10 protein-coding genes are annotated in these 16,060 nt (G+C 60.5%); 2 read left to right on the plus strand and 8 right to left on the minus strand.

Going from position 1 to position 16,060, the window contains the following annotated elements:
• Positions 1-72: 72 nt before the first annotated feature.
• Together FGK64_RS12865 and FGK64_RS12870 are read left to right on the plus strand one after the other, a co-directional pair.
• A complete protein-coding gene (locus FGK64_RS12865) occupies positions 73-765 on the plus strand; it encodes a TIGR02466 family protein (protein WP_138864171.1) in 693 nt (230 codons plus the stop codon).
• 106 nt (positions 766-871) lie between these two features.
• Positions 872-2,092, plus strand: coding sequence for a calcium-binding protein (locus tag FGK64_RS12870; protein ID WP_138864172.1), 1,221 nt, complete (start codon positions 872-874; stop codon positions 2,090-2,092).
• 2 nt (positions 2,093-2,094) lie between these two features.
• On the opposite strand, the gene FGK64_RS12875 is transcribed toward FGK64_RS12870, so the two are convergent.
• The 8 genes from FGK64_RS12875 to FGK64_RS12920 all read right to left on the minus strand — a co-directional run bounded on the left by FGK64_RS12875 (position 2,095) and on the right by FGK64_RS12920 (position 16,040).
• Entirely contained in the window at positions 2,095-3,327 is a 1,233-nt protein-coding gene (locus FGK64_RS12875; RefSeq protein WP_138864173.1) for a hypothetical protein, read from the minus strand.
• Positions 3,324-5,126 (minus strand): cysteine peptidase family C39 domain-containing protein, encoded by a 1,803-nt coding sequence (locus FGK64_RS12880; RefSeq protein WP_138864174.1) that lies wholly within the window; start codon positions 5,124-5,126, stop codon positions 3,324-3,326. Before FGK64_RS12880 ends, FGK64_RS12875 begins: the two co-directional genes overlap by 4 nt.
• Complete coding sequence (locus tag FGK64_RS12885; protein WP_138864175.1) at positions 5,113-6,720, minus strand: hypothetical protein; 1,608 nt, start codon at positions 6,718-6,720, stop codon at positions 5,113-5,115. Before FGK64_RS12885 ends, FGK64_RS12880 begins: the two co-directional genes overlap by 14 nt.
• A 150-nt stretch (positions 6,721-6,870) precedes the next feature.
• Positions 6,871-10,104 carry a putative sodium/potassium/calcium exchanger gene (locus FGK64_RS22165; RefSeq protein ID WP_171054060.1) on the minus strand — a complete coding sequence of 1,078 codons (3,234 nt, stop codon included), beginning with the start codon at positions 10,102-10,104 and terminating at the stop codon, positions 6,871-6,873.
• Between the two features lie 280 nt (positions 10,105-10,384).
• Positions 10,385-13,453, minus strand: coding sequence for a putative sodium/potassium/calcium exchanger (locus FGK64_RS22170; protein WP_171054061.1), 3,069 nt, complete (start codon positions 13,451-13,453; stop codon positions 10,385-10,387).
• A 90-nt stretch (positions 13,454-13,543) separates the two neighbouring features.
• Positions 13,544-13,756, minus strand: a complete 213-nt coding sequence (locus FGK64_RS12910) for a hypothetical protein (protein WP_138864176.1) — start codon at positions 13,754-13,756, stop codon at positions 13,544-13,546.
• Positions 13,757-13,831: 75 nt separating this feature from the next.
• Positions 13,832-15,325: a radical SAM/SPASM domain-containing protein gene (locus FGK64_RS12915; protein WP_138864177.1), complete on the minus strand. Its 1,494-nt coding sequence runs from the start codon at positions 15,323-15,325 to the stop codon at positions 13,832-13,834.
• Complete coding sequence (locus tag FGK64_RS12920; RefSeq protein ID WP_171054062.1) at positions 15,318-16,040, minus strand: hypothetical protein; 723 nt, start codon at positions 16,038-16,040, stop codon at positions 15,318-15,320. Before FGK64_RS12920 ends, FGK64_RS12915 begins: the two co-directional genes overlap by 8 nt.
• Between the last annotated feature and the right edge of the window lie 20 nt (positions 16,041-16,060).

Consider the following 16,060-nt stretch of genomic DNA (forward strand, 5'->3'; position numbering starts at 1 on the left):
CGCGGGTGCATTTTTCACCTGCGTTCAGGCCGCTGGCCAAATCAATTTGAAGAGAAGACAGGAGACATTCACATGACCCGCACAATTTCGCAGATCGCAACCGGCAATGGCAGCGACGAACTGCGACGTGACGATTATTTCCCGACACTGATCTATTCGATCAACCTGCATGACGCCGAAGACATGAATCGCGAAATTCTGGCCGCGATCTATGACGAGCGCGAGCGCGATTCAAAGGGCATCGAGCGGTCGAATTTCCGATCGCTTGGTGGCTGGCACAGCCATAACAACCTGCACAAAGAAGCCCGGTTCAAGCGTCTGACAGACCGCGCCCACAAGATGCTGGCGGGCATCCACGAAAACCTTGGCTATGATGCCAACACCCGGCTTCAGATCACCACCATGTGGTCGATCACCAACCCTCCGGGCAGTTCGAACCGCGCGCATATCCACCCGGGCGCGTTGTGGAGCGGCGTTTACTACGTCCAAGCACCCGAAGGTGCGGGCCAGATCGAATTCACCGATCCGCGCACGATGCAGATCATGAACAGCGCAAATTTCATCCCCAACAAGCGCCGCAAGACGGAATGCTGGACCAAGGTCAAGGTCAAACCGATCGCGGGCAAGATGCTGTTCTTCCCCAGCTGGCTGTATCATAGCGTCGAGCCGAACCTCGCCGAAGGCGAAGGTGCCGAAGCGGACCGCACGATCATCAGCTTCAACATCAACCAAAAGCGCATCCCCAAGCCGAAACCGGCAAGCTGACGGTTGAGACTTTCACCCGTCTGTTCAAGACTGAATGACGATCGCATTTTCTTTATGGGGCCGGTAAGTTCACCCGGCCCCTTTCGTTTATTGCCTGGGGGATGACATGGCCAATTTCACGATTATCACCGATGCGTTTTTCGGGACACCCGGTCCGGACTGGTTTCTGGGCACCGGAGGCGATGACGACTTTCGGGCCTTGGGCGGGAATGACAGGATCGAAGTCACTTCGGGGACTGACTCATTAAATGGCGGGGACGGCTTCGATACTTTCCGCATATCAAAGGCTGTCTTATCCCAACCAGACAATTTCACTGCGATTGGAGAAAATTTTGGCGCCGAAGGGAAGGATATTCTTCGATTCATTGACATCGAACCCGATGAGCTTCGAATGTGGAGTACCGCCGGAGGTCTCAATTTTAGTCTTGATGGTGGTGGTGTAGTCCTGATTGCAAATTCCGGGAAAGAGTTTTGGGACCAGTTTAAGGCAGTGCGGTTCGACGATGGCACGCGGTGGTCTGCAAAAAACGGGTTCGTGGCTATCGGACTCAGAGATGCCCAAAACCATTACGGGACCCCGAATAGAGATACCATCAAAGGAATGGAAGGAGATGATTTCATCTGGGGCAATCGTGGTAGCGATTGGCTATTCGGCGGCTCGGGCGACGACTCCATACGGGGTGAAAGTGGCCACGACCGCATTTTTGGAGGCCTGGGCCTTGACGTACTCGAGGGATTGTTGGGAAATGATCGTCTTTGGGGTGGGCCGGGTGATGATCAATTGTATGGTTGGGACGGAAAGGACATTCTGAAAGGAGGCAGCGGCAGCGATAAATTATACGGACAGATTGGCGACGACAGGTTGTTTGGAGGAACAGGAAACGATCTACTTCAGGGCTTACAAGGCAATGATATTTTGAACGGCCAAAAGGGTAATGATCAGTTGAATGGTGGTGATGAGCATGACCGCGTGTATGGCGGCCCTGGAGATGACGAAGTAAGAGGTGGGAATGGGGATGACATAATTGTTGGTGGAAGAGGGAATGACTTTCTGCAAGGGAATACCGGTGTCGACACCTACGTCTTTAACCAACGCGACGGACACGATAGGATCATGGATGTTGATGTTAGGCGCGACATCATTGACCTTTCAAAATTAGGTATTTTCGAGAGCCTCGACGAATTGAAGGCTATGGCTATTCCAGAGAAGCCGACAGGCGGCGATGTTGTTATCGACCTGTCGCCAAAGGCAGGTGCCATGGCACACACCCTGTTCATTTTCGGCGTCACACCCGAACAGTTGGACGAGTTGACCTTCCTGTTCTGAGCCTATTTGCCCAACAACGCCAGTCGTCGGTTCAACACCTGCGCCAGAGCGACTGTGGATTTTGAAATCGATAGCAGGATGATCACCGGGGCGACGCGGAACAGCGACGTTGTGACCAGCGAATCCGCCGCGCTGGCGGCCAGGGTGCGGATGCCGGCGGCAATGGGAAAGGCATAAGCCGAAAAGATGATGACGAAGGCGACAGCAATCGCGAGATCGCCGTTCAGCCGCGCCTTGGCCTGCCCCTGCCGCACCCGGCCCAGCATATCGCCATAGCGGCGCAGACGATCGCGCATGACTTCTTTCTTGGCCATGCGCAGCGCGGGGGGCGCCAGTGCATCATGGCTGGCCCGAAACGACAGGGCCGCGTGTTCCAGCCGCGTCTCGCTGCGATCAAAGGCGATGCCCAGCACGCGCAGCACCTGGGGATCGCCGGTGATCATCGTCACCACGATCAGCGCAACGATCACCCCGATCACCACCAGCGGCGAGATGAAATAGACAAAGCACAACAACAGCAGGAAGCCGAAAATGACCGCCTCTTCCTCGCGCTTGCGGTTGATGTCCTGCAGGATGGCACTGACGCTGTTCAGGCTTAGCGCGCCGTGGTCGGCCTTGCGGTATTCGAACTGGAACTGCTCGCGCATCCGCTGCAACCCTTCTTCGTTGAGCGCGCGCGTCCGGGTGCGCAACCCCACCGCCAGCAGCCCGATCCCGAAGGCAAGGCAGAAGATCAACGCGAAAGGTTCGGCCGCATAGGATTCAACCCCCGATCGCACGGCGTAGAACAGGGTGACGATCGACAGGATCGACAGCACTTTCGACAGCAGGCGGTACACCTTGGCCCGGCTCATCTCGGGCGCCATCAGCGCGCGCATCCGCGTCGACAGCGCCTCGGGCGAGTCGACACCGCCCAGCAACACGCCGTGCAATTGCACGATGGCGCAGGTGTCCTCGCCCTCGAGCAAGGGAAAGTTCCGTGTCACGATCCATTCGCCCTGCGCCGGATCCCAACGCGCGATATCGCCTTGCCGGCGCCCCCGCCGCAGGCGCAGCGCATAGGCCGCGCGCGGCGCCGCGCTTGGGTCTACCGGGGTGATCCATTCCGCCGCTGAAACGGAACTGCCGCCCTGGTCGCCAAAGAACACGCGGATCGGCAGCGCGGCCAGTTCCGGCGCGGCAGAGGCCTCTTCGTATGGCCAGATATCGCCAAGGATCGGGTAGGATACGCTCATGCCGCCTGTACCACTGTCAGCCGTTTCATCGTCAGATGCCCGGCCCGCGTCAGCCCGGCTTCGGTCATGCGCGCTCGGATATCCTCTACCGCCATGCGGTTGCGCAAATCCCAGAACACCGGGAAGTCGCCCGATGCGCAGGCGTACAGGTTGCGTAACACCGGGTCTTTCAGCACGCGCGCCCGCAGATCGGTGCCCCCCTGTACCATTGGCAACACCTGCCCCGAGCGCGCCTGATGCGCGGTCAGCAGATGGTCGAAATCCGGTTGGGTGGCATCCTGGCCGGGTCCGAAGATGCGGATCGGGCCAATCTCGGGGCGGGTGTCATCGGGCACCAGCGCGATGGCATTGCGCACGGCTTCGGCCATGATCAACCGCTGCTCGCGCACCGTCAGATCGGGCTGGTGCAGCGCCTCCGTCAGCGCGGCGATGTTGTCGATCCGCAGCAGAGCGGGCGCTTCGGTGATGCGAACCTTCGCGGTCTCTGGCACCGCCTGCCCGCGCATCGGAACCTCGGCCGCCACCAGAGGCGAGATTGCCTGTTGCCCTCCCAACGCGGGCGACAGCACCGCCACCCGCTTGAAATCCTGGGGCACGATCTGCATCCCCGTGAGGATCCAGAACATCAGCGCCACGGGCGGAAGCCCCCAGTACAACACGCCAAAGCCTGCAAACCCGATCACCGTCCACTTCGCGATCTCGCCCATCAGGTCGGGCGCCACCACACCTCCGGGCAGCCCCAGTTTCGCGCTCAGCCTCGAATAGCGCCCCACACCCTTGCGCACAGACAGGCGGCACAGCTGAACATCGTCGAGCTGCATCAGCACGATCAGGCCCAGGAACAGCATCGCGTGTACCAGCGCAATCACCGGGCTAAGCACCGCCAGCAGAGCCGTCAGCCCCAGCAACCCGCCAAGCGCCCCGGGCACCTGCGCGCGCTGCGGCAGCGCCATCATCATGCCGCGCCGCACGCTGCCTGACACATCCCGCTCGTACCGTCCGCGAAACCCGGCCAGATCGCGCCCGCGCATCACCGCCCGCAACATTCCGCGCCACAGCCGCGCCTGCGCCCCGCGCGCCAGCGCATCCTCGGCCCCAAACCGGGTCTGCCGCGTGATCAACAGCAGCCCGCCACACGCCGCGATCAACCCGGCCACCGTCAGGATCGCGGGCATGCTGGCATGGTTCAGCACCATATAAAGCGCGGCCACCAGACACAGCAGCAGCCCACATTCCATCAGGCGCGAGGTCACGCCCAGCACAAACAGCCCCGCCCGACGCGCCCGCGCAGGGTCCGCGCCACCCACCACACGCCCGGCCCCTGCAGCCTGCGGCAGGGTCTGCCCGCTGCCGCCACGGCGCGTCACCGCCAGACAATGGCCCGAATACAACGCCGCAAAATCGGCCAGCGGATAGAACACCACCCCAACCGCCGGATCGAACACCAAAAGACCGGCCCGCGCACGCCTGAGCAGCACGACGTAATGCTGCTGGTGCATGTGCAGAATAACATGACCCTTTACCCGCCCAAGCTGGTCGGCCCGCGCCGCCAGCGCCTCGGCGCCCAGCCCGTACACATCGACCATATAGCGCCGCATCGTCTCAAGCGAACTGCCCTCGCGGTTGCGGTCCAACACCTCTGCCGCATCCACCGGATCGGCGCGCCGCCCCAGCAGGTTCAGCACCGTCAACACCGAGGCCACGCCACAATCGGTGCGGGCGCTCTGCAGCACCATGTGCCGCTTGGCAAACAGCAACCGCAGCGCGGCGCCGGCCCAGAACAGGCTAGATCGCAGCATTTTTCGCCATCAGAAAGCTGAACAGGGTCTGCCGGCCCAGGGGAAAACTCAGATGCACCACTGCGCCGGGCAAATGCGATATCCGCTCGGCCGAGCTATCGGACACCTCGACCACCACCTGGCTCAGAACACCCCTCTTGATGATCTTGTCGGCCAGCGACTGGTTGCCCAGCCGCACACCCAACTCGCGGGTGTCCACGGTGGAAAAATCCCGCTCCAGCAGCCGCGCTTCAAACACGATCTCGGACCCCGTGCGCGTGTTGCTGATCGCACCGCGCACCGCCTGTCCGGGGCGCAGGACGACAGCGTGACGATTTTCCAGAAAGCCGATGATTTCCTGATGGTCTCCCGTCTGCCTCGGATCGTCCCCCGGATCGGGCAGCGTCACATCCGCGGTAATCGGCACAGGCCGACCCAGCGCATCACGCGCGCGCATGGCAACCAACTCGGGGCGGCGGGCGGGCGTCGAGACCAGCGTGGCAAACAGGGACACGATCTGCTGGCCGCCCATGACCTGGGCATCGCGGGTGACATCGGCAACCTCCAGACCGATCGCGCCCAGTGAATTTGCCATCGCTTCCGTATCGACGGGCAGCGCGATCCGGGCCTCGCGGCCCTCGTGGCGGATCACGATTTCGCCCGTGTCGGGCGCACCATAAAGAATGAACGACAGCGACGGCACCGCCGTGCCGGTGGCCAGCAGGCGCAGCGCATCGGTGCGGGCCACATCGGCGCGGCTGGCCTGCAAGACCCGCATGTCGGTTGATGCCACGCTCGCCACGGCAACCTGCGGCAGCACCGCCTTCGCCAGATAGGTGGCCTCGGATTCAGCGCGCTGGTTGTCGCGCAACACGGTCAACTCGCGAATCTGCAATTCCTGATCCGCCACCTCTTTCGACAGGATCTCGACTTCGGACCGATCAATGGAATTGGAATAGATCAGGTCGTTCTGGCCCTTGATCATGTCCAATATCATCTTGTCGCTGGAAAACGTTGTGCCTTTCGAGGTGATGACCGACAGCCGGTCACTCTGGATATCTTCCAGCATCGTCGCCAGCTTCTGCGCCGGCAGGGCCGACACCTCGCCCGAACGTTTCACAAGGTCTTCCAGCCGCGACAGCTGTGCCAGCCGCTCTTCGTTCAGCGACGAAATATCGCTCACGCTTTCCGAGGTGAATTCCTGTAATGCCACCAGCACTTCGGCGGTGTCGGCGATCAGCTGGTTGCGCGCCTCCAGCCGCTCGGCCGTGGCGCGCCGCTTGGCGATATTGCGGTCCATCGCGGCCCGGATTTTCGTCGTCTTTTCGGTGAAATCCGATTCGATCTTTGACAACTCGGCCTGCATCGTACCCAGCAGCAGCGCGTTCTTGGCCGCTGCATCCGGGTAGGTCACGCCGCTGACAATCTGGCCCGGCCGGAACTGCCCACCGTCCGAGGCGAAATGATGCACCACCCCATCCTCGGTTGCGCGGATGGTGCGTACGCCGCCGGGGTTCACCACAAGGCCAAAGCCATCCACCGAAAACGACACCGGCACATAGAACACGCCCAGCGCCGCGAGCAATAATCCGATCGAGAGCGAAAACAGCTTCATCTTTCCAGCCTCGTCAAAAGGGCGCCCAGCGCCCAGAGTTCCACCGATCCTGCCACCGGCACCCGCCCCGCGATGTGACCACGATCACAGAGCCGGGGCGTTCCGGGGGCCAGCCAGGGCCCCCGATCGATTTATGCGGCCAGAGGCCGTTCACATGCCGGGGTCGATTTCATCCAGACCGCCGCCAAGATCGGCCCCGACAATATCATCGAACCCGTCACCGCCAAAGCCGCCGGCATCAACGGCGCAGGCATCGGCCCCGCAGGCGTCGGCCTCTTCAACGCCGCCGTCGGCCCCGCAAGAGAAGCCGCGTGCAGCGGCGGCTTCGTCGCCTTCGTTGCCCTCGTCCCCTTCATCGCCCTCGTTGCCTTCGTCGCCTTCATCGTTTTCGTCACCCTCGTCGCCTTCGTTGTTTTCGTTGCCTTCGTTGCCTTCATCGCCTTCGTCGTTTTCGTCGTTTTCGTTGCCTTCATCGTTTTCGTCGCCTTCATCGTCCTCGTCGCCTTCGAAATCCTCGTTGCCTTCGTTGCCTTCATCCCCTTCGTCACCTTCGTCGCCAGCGCTGTTGGGGTCGTCCTCGTTGCCTTCGTTACCTTCGTCGCCCTCGTCGCCCTCGTCGTCTTCGTTGCCTTCGTTGCCTTCATTGCCCTCGTTGTGTTCGTCGCCTTCGTCGTCCTCGTTGCTCTCGTTGCCTTCATTGCCTTCGTCGTTTTCGTCGTTCTCGTCGCCTTCGTTGCCTTCGTTTTCTTCATTGCCCTCGTCGTTCTCGTCGCCTTCGTCGTCCTCGTTGCCTTCGATCCCTTCGTTGCCTTCGTCGCCTTCGTCACCCTCGAGCCCGTTGTTCAGGTGCTCGTTGCCCTCGTCGCCTTCGTCGTGCTCGTCGCCTTCGTCGTCTTCGTTGCCTTCGTCCGACTCGTTGCCCTCGTCACCTTCGTCACCTTCAAGGTCTTCATTGCCTTCATTGGCTTCGTCGCCCTCGTCGCCTTCGTCGCGTTCATTGTCTTCGTTGTTTTCGTTGCCTTCGTCGTTCTCGTCGCCTTCGTCGTTCACGTAATCTTCGTTGCCTTCGTTTTCTTCGTCGCCTTCGTCACCTTCGTCGCCTTCGCTGCCCTCGTTGCTTTCGTCGCCTTCATCCCCTTCGTCCCCTTCGTCACCTTCGTTATCCTCGTTGTTTTCATTGCCTTCGTTGCCTTCGTCACCCTCGTTGGTGCCCTCAGCGCCACTCTCGTCGCCTTCGTCGCCTTCGTTGTCCTCGTCTTCCTCGTTGCCCTCGTTGCCCTCGTCGTATTCGTCGTCCTCGTCACCTTCGTTGGCTTCGTCGCCCTCGTCGTGTTCGTCGCCTTCGTTGTCCTCGTCGTCCTCGTCACCTTCGTTGTGTTCGTTGCCTTCGTCGCCTTCGTCGCTCTCGTTGCCCTCGTTGCCTTCGTTGCCCTCGTCGCCTTCGTCGTCTTCGTTGTTTTCGTCGTCTTCGTTACCTTCGTCGCCTTCGTTGCCTTCGTCGTCCTCGTCGCCTTCGTTGCCTTCGTTGCCTTCGTCGTTTTCGTCGCCTTCGTCGCCTTCGTTGCTTTCGTCGCCCTCGTTTCCACCGTCGGCAAAGACGTGTTCATTGCCTTCGTCGCCTTCGTCGCCCTCGTCACCTTCGTCGTCTTCGTTGGCTTCGTCGGACTCGTTGCCCTCGTCGCCCTCGTCGGCTTCGTTGTCTTCGTCGCCTTCGTCGGACTCGTTGCCCTCGTCGTCTTCGTCGCCCTCGTTTCCTTCGTCGGATTCGTTGCCTTCGTCGCCTTCGTCGTTTTCGTTGTCCTCGTTGTCTTCGTCGCCCTCGTTGCCCTCGTTGCCCTCGTCGCCTTCCTCGCCGCGCTGGCCCTGATTATCGCCGTCTTCCTCGTTCTCGTCGCCTTCGTTGCCCTCGTTGCCTTCGTTGCCTTCTTCGCCCTCGTCGTGCTCGTCGCCTTCGTTGCCTTCGTTGCCTTCGTTGCCTTCGTCGTGTTCGTCGTTCTCGTTGTCTTCGTTGCCTTCGTTGTGTTCGTCGCCTTCGTCGTATTCGTCGTTCTCGTTGTCTTCGTTCAGCTCGTCACCTTCGTCGCCTTCATCGCCCTCGTCGCCTTCATCATCCTCATCGGCTTCGTCACCTTCGTCGTATTCATCGTTTTCGTTGTTCTCGTTGCCTTCGTTGTCCTCGTCGCCCTCGTCGAATTCGTCGCCCTCGTTGCCCTCATCGTCCTCGTTGTGCTCATCGCCTTCGTCGTGAAGGCTCAGCTCGTCGCCTTCATTGCCTTCATCGACACCGCGCTCATCGCCCTCGTCGTCTTCGTTGCCTTCGTCATTCTCGTTGCCCTCGTCCTCACCGGCCTCGTCGCCCTCGTCGCCTTCATTGCCTTCATCGCCCTCGTCGAGCCCGTCCTCGTTGCCCTCGTCGTCTTCGTCGCCTTCGTCATCCTCGTCGCCTTCGTCGACGGTGCCACCGCCGAATTCGTTGTTTTCATCGCCCTCGTCGGCGCCTGGCTCATTGCCTTCGTTGTCCTCGTCGCCCTCGTTGCCCTCGTCGCCCTCGTCAGTTCCGGCTTCGTCGCCTTCGTCGCCCTCGTTGCCCTCGTCACCTTCGTCCAGCCCGATTTCGTTGCCTTCGTCGCCTTCGTTGCCCTCATCACCCTCATTGCCGCTGTCGTTCGGCGTCGACTCGTTGCCCTCGTCGCCCTCGTCCAGCCCGGCTTCGTTGCCCTCGTCGTGTTCGTTGTTCTCGTTGTCTTCGTTGTTTTCGTTACCTTCGTCGTTTTCGTCGTTCTCGTTGTTCTCGTTGCCTTCGTTCTCTTCGTTGCCTTCGTCGCCTTCGTTGTGCTCGTCGCCCTCGTCGCCTTCGTTGTCCTCGTTCGACTCGTCGCCTTCGTTGCCTTCGTCGCCTTCGTCGCCTTCGTTGTCTTCGTTGGATTCGTTGCCTTCGTTGCCCTCGTCGCCTTCGTCGCCCTCCGCATCCTCGTTGCCTTCATTGCCCTCGTCGCCTTCGTCACCCTGATTGCGAACGCCCTCGTTCCCTTCGTTGCCTTCGTCGCCTTCGTTGTTCTCGTCGCCTTCTTCGCCTTCGTCGCCTTCGTCGTTCTCGTTGCCTTCGTTGCCTTCGTTGTTCTCGTCGCCCTCGTCACCTTCGTCGGCTTCGTCGTCTTCGTTACCCTCGTTGCTTTCGTCGCCTTCGTCGCCTTCGTCATCCTCGTTGGCTTCATTGCCCTCGTCGCCATCATCGCCCGTGTCGATGTGGCGTTCCGGATCGGGCGACGGTGCGCCGCCCAGGATCGCCTCGGCCTGCGCGGGTGTCAGGCGCACAGGCGTTTCAGAATTGGACGCAACCAGCAGCGCAGCAAGGCGGGCGAAGAAGATGCGAAGAATGGTCATGGCGAAAGTGTCCCTATCGTAAAGTCAGATTATGCGACCGGTGCGGTCTGTCCGCCGCCGGGCATTGGTGTCGAGAAATGGCGCGCCCCTGTCCCACTCGGGCGCCTCCATGCACGGCCGAACGACGCCCAGCGCCAGACGGCAACGACCGCCCCCAAGGGGACGGTCGCGTGTTTCAAAGTGGTTGAAGAGGCCCGAGGGGTTGCCGGGCTGCCCGTAGGCAGGATGTCAACTGGTGGCATCTTCCCGGCTCCTTTCCTTATGTCAGGCCCGCTTCGGATCACATACCCGGATCGATTTCATCCAGGCCGCCGCCAAGGTCGGCACCGATGATGTCATCGTAATCATCGCCTCCCATTGCGCCGCCCGCGTCGATCGCACAGGCATCCGTTCCGCAGGCATCGGCATCTTCAAACCCGCCGTCGGCACCGCAGGAGAATCCGCGCGAAACCGCTTCATTGCCTTCGTCACCTTCGTCGTTCGGCGTGAATTCATCGCCTTCGTTGCCTTCGTCGACGCCGGCTTCGTTGCCCTCGTCACCTTCGTTGCCTTCGTCGCCTTCGTTGCCCTCGTCAACGCCGGCTTCGTTGCCTTCATCGCCTTCGTTGCCTTCGTTGCCTTCATCGCCCTCGTCGAGACCGTGTTCGTCGCCTTCGTTGCCTTCGTTGCCTTCGTCGCCTTCGTTGCCTTCGTCGTTGGCTCCGGTCTCGTTGCCTTCGTCGCCTTCGTCGACACCAGCTTCGTTACCTTCGTCGCCTTCATTGCCTTCGTTGCCTTCGTTGCCTTCGTCCGCGCCCACTTCGTCGCCTTCGTCGCCTTCGTTGCCCTCGTTGCCTTCGTTGCCTTCGTCGACTCCGGCTTCGTCGCCTTCGTCGCCTTCATTGCCTTCGTTGTTCTCGTTGCCGTTGTCGTTCGGCGTACTTTCATCGCCTTCGTCGCCTTCGTCGTTCGGCGTGGTGTCTTCGTTGCCGACGGCACCTTCGTTGCCCTCGTCGCCTTCGTCACCTTCGTCGCCTTCGTCGCCTTCGTCACCTTCGTCGGCTTCGTCGTCTTCGTTGCCTTCGTCGTTTTCGTCGTCCTCGTCGCCTTCGTCGCCTTCGTTGTTTTCGTCGCCTTCGTCGGCTTCGTTGTCTTCGTTGTTCTCGTTGAACTCGTCGTTTTCGTCGCCTTCGTCACCTTCGTTGTTTTCGTTGGCTTCGTCGTTCTCGTCGCCTTCGTCGCCTTCATCCCCTTCGTCGCCGATGGTCACGTAGGTCTCGTTGCCCTCGTCGCCTTCGTCGCCCTGGTTGTCCTCGTCGCCTTCGTTGCCTTCGTCACCTTCGTCGGTTTCGTCGCCTTCGTCGCCTTCATTGCCTTCGTTGTTTTCGTCGCCTTCGTCGCCTTCTACGCCTTCGTTGCCTTCGTTTCCTTCGTCGCCTTCGTCGGCTTCGTTGCCTTCGTCGTCTTCGTCGCCTTCGTTGAATTCATTGTTCTCGTCGCCTTCGTCGGCCTCGTTGCCTTCGTCGCCTTCGTCATTCGGTGTCGAGGCGAATTCGTTGCCCTCGTCGCCTTCGTCGGCTTCGTTACCTTCGTCGCCTTCGTCGCCTTCGTCGTCTTCGTTGTTTTCGTCGCCTTCGTCGGCTTCGTCGCCTTCGTCGCCTTCGTTGCCTTCGTCACCTTCATCCAGGCCGGGCTCGTTGCCCTCGTTGCCTTCGTCGCCTTCGTTGTTTTCGTTGCCTTCGTTGTTTTCGTCGCCTTCGTCGCCTTCGTTGTTTTCGTTGTCTTCGTCGCCTTCATTGCCTTCGTCGTTGCCGATCTCGACGATGAAGTCGGCGGTCTCGTTGCCTTCGTTGTCTTCGTTGCCTTCGTTGAACTCGTCGCCTTCGTTGCCTTCGTCGCCTTCGGTGCCTTCGTTGTTCTCGTCGCCTTCGTCCTGTTCGTCGCCTTCGTTGCCCTCGTCCCCTTCGTCGGTGCCGGCGGCCGGGCCCTCGTTGCCCTCGTTGTCTTCGTCGTCTTCGTTGCCTTCGTTGCTTTCGTCGCCTTCGTCGCCTTCGTCGCCTTCGTCACCTTCGTCGTTGGGCGTGAATTCGTTGCCCTCGTCGCCCTCATCGGCAGGCTCGTTGCCCTCGTCGCCTTCGTCGCCTTCGTTGTCCTCGTTGCCTTCGTCGAATTCGTCGCCGGATTCGTCGCCTTCATTCCATTCGTTGTTTTCGTTGCCTTCGTCGCCTTCGTTATTCTCGTTGTCTTCGTCGCCTTCGTTGCCTTCGTCATTGCCGATCTCGACGACGAAATCGGCCGTTTCATCGCCTTCGTTGTCTTCGTTGCCTTCGTTGAATTCGTCGCCCTCGTCACCCTCGTCACCTTCGTTGGAGCCGGTCAGGTCGGGGTCTTCGGCAGTCGTTTCGTTGCCTTCATCGCCTTCGTTGTTCTCGTCGCCTTCGTTGTTTTCGTCGCCTTCGTCACCTTCGTTATTTTCATTGTCCTCGTCGTTTTCGTCGCCTTCGCCGCCTTCGTTGCCTTCGTCGCCTTCGTTGTTTTCGTTACCTTCGTCGCCGTCGTTGCCTTCGTCGTTTTCGTCGCCTTCGTCGCCTTCGTCGTGTTCGTTGCCTTCATCGTTTTCGTTGTTTTCGTCGCCTTCGTCGCTTTCGTCGCCTTCGTCGTTCTCGTCGTCTTCGTTGCCCTCATCACCTTCGACGCCAAGGTTCACGCCTTCATTGCCCTCATTGCCTTCGTCGTTCTCGTTACCTTCGTCACCTTCGTTGTTCTCATTCCCTTCGTCGCCCTCGTTGGCCTCGTTGTCCTCATTGCCCTCGTTGGCTTCGTCGCCTTCGTCGCCTTCATCGTCCTCGTTGCCCGAGAGGATGGATTCATCGCCTTCGTTGCCTTCGTTGCCTTCATCGCCTTCGTTGTCGGCCGCGTTGAATTCGCTGTTTGTCTCGTCGCCTTCGTTGCCTTCGTTGTCTTCGTCGCCTTCATCGCCTTCGTCGTTTTCGTCGCCTTCGTCGGCTTCGTCGTTTTCGTCGTTTTCGTCGTTTTCGTTGCCTTCGTCGTCTTCGTCGTTTTCGTTGCCTTCGTCGTTTTCGTCGCCTTCGTCGTTTTCGTCGTTCTCGTCGCCTTCGTCGTCTTCGTTGCCTTCGTCGCCTTCGTCGCCTTCGTCGGCTTCGTCGTTTTCATCGCCTTCGTCGTCTTCGTTGCCTTCGTCGCCTTCGTCACCTTCGTCACCCGAGTTTTCGGCCTGGGCCGGATCGGGGTTGGGCATACCGCCAGTGATCGCCTGCGCCTGTTCGGGCGTCAGGACGATGATGGGGTCGGCTTCGGGATCAGTTGTGATGGATGCGATGGATGTGCGCAGATGTGCCAGGAAAGTCATTTCAATCTCCAGTCAATGTGTAAGGCCAGGGCTGCGACGCAAGAAAAAGCGTCCGAGATGGCCTGATAAAAAGCCGCCGTTTCCCGTGTCTCACTCGGGTCGGGCGACGTGATCGCTACAAGGTCGTGTTCCGCGACGGTCCGCTTCGGGGTCGAGTGCGCGAAGCGCATCGGGAAAGAAGCTGGCGTGCGGAAAAATCCCGGTGCCCGGATGGGCAACGGGGTGGGTGCGCCCGGCAACGGCGCCTTTGGAAAGCTGTTCGCGCAGCCCGAAAAAATGGGCCTCTTGCTCCGTGAATTGCATGGCAATTCACCTTTGCTTCAATTCGACCCGGTGCACGGACCAGATCTTGCCAATGGACCGGAAAAAGTCCTGACCTTAAATCGACGCGCCCTGTGAAATAAGCGCGCCGTGGATTGCCTGAATGGAATCAAATGTATGTCGATCCCCTGTGAGCATTCCATCATCCTTGACCGTGGGGCTGCGTTCCTGATCCCAGTCGTCATCGCTGACGAAACCGCGCGCCTTCGCACGCAGAAACAGCTGTTCGGCCATGTTGAATTTCAAACTCGGGCACGGCAAACGGCCGGTTTCACCCGAGGCATAATCGTTGTGAATGAACTTGAATGCGCAGGCCCCGCCGCAGGACGGCAGCAGCTTGCACCCGGCGCAGACCGCGTTGTCGAACGGGGTCCATTCGTCCCACATCTTGCGGGTCTGAGTATCTGTCCTGCGGGGCGCGGAAATCACGCTGCCCACACGGCGCGCGGAATCCATCACCGTGTCCCAGCATTTGTGCAGATCGCCATTGGGCACGACGACATACGAATTTGGCTTCACCGCCGTGCACAGGCCTAGGAAGCGCGGCATCTTGGGCAGCGCCATCAAACCCTTTTCAAATGCCAGCTCCTGCAGGCGATTTTCGACATCTGCGTAATCGGTCTTCGACAGGCAGCTGTCACAGCCCCCGGCGTTTTCCGCGATGGATTCGACCGGCGCGAAATAGACCGAGACGCCACAGTGCAGCCCCAGCCCGGTCGCCTGCAACACGTCCAGCAGCGCGCGCGCCTGTGCCTCGTTCGAGCCGTCGATGTTCACCCGCACCGACACCTTCAGCAGCCGGCGCGCGGTGACCTGCCGGATGTTGTCGATGATCTTGTCGAAGGTGCCGCGCCCGCTGGTCAGGTGTCGGCGGCTGTCATGCATGGCGGCATCGCCGTCGATGGTGATCTGTACGCGACCCACGCGCGCCTTCTTCAGCTTTTCGGCGACCGGAACGGTCATCTTGTAGCCGTTCGAGATCATCATCGAGGTGTATTTGATGCCATGCGCGTCGCAATGGGCAATCGCCGCGGCCGAGACATCCCAGATCGTATCCTGATCCATCAGCGGCTCGCCGCCATACCACGTCATGTGAAAGCTGCGGCGCCCCTCCAGCTGATCCATAAGCCAGGCCTTTGTCGCCTCGCGCACCTTGGGGGTCATTTTCGTCAGCGGCTTGTCGAGCCCCTGGAAACAGTAGTGACAGCCGAAATTGCACGACAGGGTCGGCGCGATCGTCACCATCATGTGGCTGTCGTTGGTGCGAGTGCGGTCGTAGGACCGCTTCACCTCGGCACGCTCGTCTGTGTTGGCGTTCACCACATAGCCGCCTTGAACAAAGCCGCGATAGTCGGCGCCATAGGCCACGTCGCCCCGCGTCTCCATCTGCTGCCAGAGCGCCATGTCGCGGGCATCCCAGACAGAAAAGGACTGCGAGACCGTATTGTAGGCCAGATGCCGGGCCCCGGTCAGCGGCACCAGCACCGTGTAAAGCGAGGGTTTCACCCTCGTTTCGGTTGCCGTCTGCTCGATGAACTGTCCGTCAGGCATATCTCAACTCGCTTTGCTTGGGCGCCAATGTGCTGAGCACAGTCAACGACATCGCGATGGCAGCGACTGTGAACCAGATCGCATAACGCGGAAATTCCGCACCCCCCGGCAGCCCGAACAGCTGCGGCCCGATCAGCATGGTCGCCGCCTGGGCCAGGGTAATGGCAAGCATGTTGCCCCCTGAAACCCGAAGCGCCAAGTAGTAGATTCCTGACCCTGCCACGATCAATGCCGTCCATGGACCCTGCGGCAAGGCGTAGATGAAACACGCCAGTCCCGACGCCAGAAACAGCGCAAGCCCGCGACCGCCAAAGCATTTTACCGCCGTCTCGCGGAAGAACAGGTTCAGGACAAAGCTAACTGCCAGCGCGGCGGCAATCTGTTCCGCAGCTATTGTCTTTGGCAGCGCGCTCAGCGTCACCGCGCCTGTCACCGCCCCATAGACCAGCGGAATCATCAGCACCAACGGACCCAAAAGCAATGCTGCAAAGCTGCGTCCGACAGTCCAGTCCGCCCCCAGCCGCGCATCAGGCGACTGGCGCGGACGTCGCACCAGCAAAGCTAGATCACTCCGCAGCAAAGCCACGGCCGCCAGCAGCAAAGCGACATGCCCGATAACGGTGACTTCGAACCCGGACAGCCCGAACACGCCGTTCCGCAATGTCTCGATCAAGGCCACATAAGCGACAAATGTTATGGAGAAGGCAACTGCCACAAGCCCCCCAAGAAATAGTT

It is taken from the genome of Arenibacterium halophilum, from assembly GCF_005938225.1.
Taxonomy (GTDB): Bacteria; Pseudomonadota; Alphaproteobacteria; order Rhodobacterales; family Rhodobacteraceae; genus Arenibacterium; species Arenibacterium halophilum.

Excerpts from the sequence above, each read along its gene's own strand:
- FGK64_RS12915 (WP_138864177.1), bottom strand. The coding sequence starts at position 15,325 with ATGCCTGACGGACAGTTCATCGAGCAGACGGCAACCGAAACGAGGGTG.
- FGK64_RS22170 (WP_171054061.1), bottom strand. The coding sequence starts at position 13,453 with ATGACTTTCCTGGCACATCTGCGCACATCCATCGCATCCATCACAACT.
- FGK64_RS12910 (WP_138864176.1), bottom strand. The coding sequence starts at position 13,756 with ATGCAATTCACGGAGCAAGAGGCCCATTTTTTCGGGCTGCGCGAACAG.
- FGK64_RS12875 (WP_138864173.1), bottom strand. The coding sequence starts at position 3,327 with ATGAGCGTATCCTACCCGATCCTTGGCGATATCTGGCCATACGAAGAG.
- FGK64_RS12865 (WP_138864171.1), top strand. The coding sequence starts at position 73 with ATGACCCGCACAATTTCGCAGATCGCAACCGGCAATGGCAGCGACGAA.
- FGK64_RS12870 (WP_138864172.1), top strand. The coding sequence starts at position 872 with ATGGCCAATTTCACGATTATCACCGATGCGTTTTTCGGGACACCCGGT.
- FGK64_RS12885 (WP_138864175.1), bottom strand. The coding sequence starts at position 6,720 with ATGAAGCTGTTTTCGCTCTCGATCGGATTATTGCTCGCGGCGCTGGGC.
- FGK64_RS22165 (WP_171054060.1), bottom strand. The coding sequence starts at position 10,104 with ATGACCATTCTTCGCATCTTCTTCGCCCGCCTTGCTGCGCTGCTGGTT.
- FGK64_RS12880 (WP_138864174.1), bottom strand. The coding sequence starts at position 5,126 with ATGCTGCGATCTAGCCTGTTCTGGGCCGGCGCCGCGCTGCGGTTGCTG.